Annotated in this window: 4 protein-coding genes and 1 pseudogene; 2 read left to right on the plus strand and 3 right to left on the minus strand. The window is 69.6% G+C overall.

Annotated features, from left to right (window positions below):
- The coding region (locus GT354_RS32860) for a type ISP restriction/modification enzyme (protein WP_346012288.1) at window positions 1–691 on the minus strand (691 nt) is incomplete at its 3' end.
- Entirely contained in the window at window positions 673–909 is a 237-nt protein-coding gene (locus tag GT354_RS32865) for a hypothetical protein (RefSeq protein WP_161360024.1), read from the minus strand. The genes GT354_RS32860 and GT354_RS32865, both read right to left, overlap by 19 nt.
- Before the next feature lie 306 nt (window positions 910–1,215).
- On the opposite strand from GT354_RS32865, the gene GT354_RS32870 reads away from it, so the two are divergent.
- Window positions 1,216–1,398 carry a hypothetical protein gene (locus tag GT354_RS32870; RefSeq protein ID WP_161360025.1) on the plus strand — a complete coding sequence of 61 codons (183 nt, stop codon included), beginning with the start codon at window positions 1,216–1,218 and terminating at the stop codon, window positions 1,396–1,398.
- 45 nt (window positions 1,399–1,443) lie between these two features.
- Here GT354_RS32870 and GT354_RS32875 read toward each other — a convergent pair whose 3' ends face one another.
- Window positions 1,444–2,457 (minus strand): helix-turn-helix transcriptional regulator, encoded by a 1,014-nt coding sequence (locus GT354_RS32875; RefSeq protein ID WP_161360026.1) that lies wholly within the window; start codon window positions 2,455–2,457, stop codon window positions 1,444–1,446.
- A gap of 778 nt (window positions 2,458–3,235) precedes the next feature.
- Between GT354_RS32875 and GT354_RS32880 the strand changes: the two are divergent.
- Window positions 3,236–3,671 (plus strand): annotated as a pseudogene (locus GT354_RS32880) (metallophosphoesterase); the annotation flags it as partial.

A 3,671-nucleotide genomic window follows, 5' to 3' on the forward strand; every position in this document is an offset into this window, starting at 1 on the left:
CGATCCGCACCCCGTCCGCCCACACGCGCGGATCCGTCGTGAGCGGGATCCGCCGCGGATCCCGCGTCACGGCCACGATCCACGCGAGCAGGTCCTCGGCCGACACCGCCGCCCCGAGCCGATCCGCGAGCAGCGACGTCAGGCCCGGCGCGACGTTCGGCTCGGCGCCCGCCGGGTCGCGATACAGCGGCAGCACTCGCCCACCGCGCCCCCCGTGGTGCATCGCGTCCGGCAACAGCGCGCTGCACAACACCGGCCAGGGATCCCCGGCTTGTCGCATCGTCAAGTAGACCTGGTGTTCGCCGCGCACCCGCCACAGCTCCGGCCGCGCGAAGTCCACCACCCGGTGGTCGGCGAGCAGCCACTGTCGGTCGAACGGCCGCCGCGCGACCCTGACCAACCGCGGCGCGGGCCCGACCTCGCGCGCGAGCGGACCCGACGGGGCGTCACAACCGGGCAGCGGCGCCGGTAGCGAGGCCGTCGTCCGCGAACGGGACGGCCGAAACAGCGCGTTCCCCGCCTCCGGGTCCTCGGCCAGGGCCTCGGCGAGGCGCTCCCGGCGGCGGCGCAACGTGCCCTGCTCGGGGGCGTACACCCAGGTCCGACCTGCGGCGATGCCGGGACTCGCCCACGGCATCAGGTCCTCCAGCGAGAGCGGTTCACCGCCGCGCATCACGTCGCGCGATCCCACCCCGACCGCTCCTCCCGATCCGGGTCACCGACCACCGTCGCCGGCACGTCGAGCGGCCTCGTGCGCCGCTCGGTCGATGCGTACCAGGGCCGGGTCGGCGCGTCCGACCACTCGCCCGCGCCGAGCACGCCATCCGGGCCCAAGCTCACGCCCCCGCCGAGCGCGCCACCCCGGTCGAACACACCGCCCCTGTCGAGCACAGCCTGTACACGAGCCATGAGGCGAGCATATGACGCCTTGTCAGGACGCCCGGGCGAACCGGTCGGCGACAGCCGCGTCCCCCGGTGCCCCCACGGCCGAACCCACCGGCGCCCCGCCGTGTCCTGTTCCGGCCTCCGAACCCGGGCCTGGACGGATTGTGCCAGGGCCCTTTCCGTCCAGGGTCAACCTCTGTCACCCCCTCTGACCAGGCGACATGCTCTTCTCAAGGCCGAAACGCAACACCCCGGCCGACCGGAGAGCGTCACCGCGGGATGCCCTCCGGAAGCGACATGGGACGCACTTCCACCAGTGAGGGGACTGTCATGAAACACACCGACACGAAGAGGACCGCCGCGGTCGCCGTCCTCGGACTGGTCGCTTCGGCGACGCTCGCCCTGGTCGCCCTGGCCGGTCCGGCACACGCCGACGACTCGGGCCTGCCGACCGGCACCGTGACCGTTGCCCCGTCCGCCCCCACGCACACCGACAACATGGGCTGGCAGTAGCCGCCAGGCGGTTGACGACGCGTCAGGCGTCCGCCGCCTCGGCCATCAGACAGCCGAGGAACCCAGGGGCTCCAGGGTCAGCCAGCCGTTCTGCGCTGCCCGGGCACCGGCTTCGAATCGGCTTCGAGCATTGAGCAACGACATCAGATCGGCGGCGGCCCGGCGAGCGGTGCGGGGCGAGACCCCCAACCGCTTCGCGATCGCCTCGTCCGTCAGCCCTCGACCGAGCAGGCGCAACACCTCGGCCTCCTGGGCGGTCAATCCCCGCAGATCCCTCGCCGGTACGTTGCCGAACGGCGCCGCACCGGCCCAGAGGGTGTCGAAGAGCGCGCACAACGCGGTGACCGTACCGTCTCCGTACAGCACGACCGCGCCCTTGCCACTGCTCTGCCCATCCGTGGGCACCACGGCAAGCTCTCGGTCCACGATGATCATTCGGACCGGCAGTGACGGCAACGTCCGTACCTGTCCGCCGAGTTCGCCGAACCACGTGGCGTAGTCCACCGACGGCTGGCTGTTGCGCACCGCGTCCAGATACAGGACGCGCAACTGTACCCCTCGCCCGAGCAACTCCCGGTCGAGCGGCTTGGAAGCCTCCAGATTGTCCGCCGTCTGGGGTCCGCCGGCCGCGAAGGTCATCACCTCGGATCGAACGTTTCGGGTGAGCTCCGCCAGGCGCTCGCGAATACGATCGAGGCCGACCAACTGCTCCACTTCGGGGCTCTTCGAGGCCGGCCGCAGGTCGGCACAGTCGGCGATCAGCCGGGCGGCCGCAGCCCTCGACCGCTCGACCTGATGCTGTAAAGCGGCGAGGTCCTCCTGCTGGCGCGCCAGCAAAAGCTCCATCCCCCGCTCGGGCCCCACGGCGCGAAGTTGCCCGTCGGTCTCATAGGAAGGTCTTACCAGCGAGAGCTCACTGAGCCGATCGAGCCCGGACCGCACGACCTCCTCGGTCAGGCCGGCCTTGGTCGCGAGGTCGAGGACACCCAAGTCCGGATGGGCGAGCATGGCTCGATAGACGAGTTCGGTCGTGCTGTCGATTCCGAGCTGATCCAGCATCTTTCCCCCACACAAGTCGCCAACTCGCCCCACCTCGCCGCCGGCTTGTCCCCACGTACCGGTCAGCGCCCATCAGCAACCCTTTCGGGCCAATCTTCAAGCCACACACGGAATACCGTATGTACCTCGTTCACGTCACTCTCTTCGACCCGACCAACCAGCCGTCCGACAGAATTAATATCACACGGCTGAAGTGCTTGATTATGCAAAATTCCAGTAAAATCGACGTTGAGCACGTCGTGGTCCACGAACAGGGGAGTTCGGTAACTGTCGGACTCTTCGTGATATCCCCGAATTTGGCCGATGCGGAATCGGCCGCCCTCGCGGCCTGTCGTGCAGCACTCTCAAACGCTCCGGAATTCGCCGACCATCGGATTATGCGATGCGAGGTTCCGCTTTTTCCGGGACTGCGCGATGATCCTTTTCAAGGATTCTGATAAATCGATCCGCACGCCGAACAACGATATTCACCCGCAGTACACCAACGATTTCCGTCGACCGGAGAGGGAACGCGCGGACCGTTGCCGCTTTGCCTCCCGAGGCCTGAGGTCACACGCCGCGAACGCCGCGTTCGACATCGCGAATACGCGCGCCCGGGCGCGTCCGCGAGCAGGCCGGCGGCCGAGCCGGCGAGCACGTGGACGAGCACGTCGGCAGGAGGCGACACTCCCCCGGAGGAGCAGGACCGGATACTCCGCGAGCCGGATGTCGAGCCCTCGACGGGCGTGACACGCTTTTGCGAAACATCCGTTCGCTCGGAAGTCTCGGGAGTCCTGCCTTGACCGTTGTCCTGGTGATCCTGGTGGCCGTGCTCGCGCTCGCGCTGCTTGCCGCCGTGCACCTGTACGTGTGGCGACGGTTGGTGCGCGACACCACGGGGCCGGGCACCGTGCGGCGAGTCGGGGCCGGTGTGGTGGTCGCGCTCGGGGTGTCGATGGCGGGCGCGCTGATCCTGCCCAAGGCGTTCGGGCCGCGCGGGACGGAGTGGATCGCTTGGCCGGGCTTCGTGTGGATGGCACTGCTGCTGTACGTCGTGCTCGCGCTCGGCGTCCTGGAGATCCCGCGCGTACTGGCGCTGCGCGCGCTGCGGCGCCGGGCGGCCGACGACGAGCCGGCCACGGCACGGCTGCCGGTCACGGTGGCGGTGGGCCCGGACGGAGCCGACACCGCCGAACCGCCCACAGCCACCACCGACACCACCGGCTCCGCGCCCG

This window comes from Streptomyces sp. SID3343 (assembly GCF_009865215.1).
GTDB lineage: Bacteria > Actinomycetota > Actinomycetes > Streptomycetales > Streptomycetaceae > Embleya.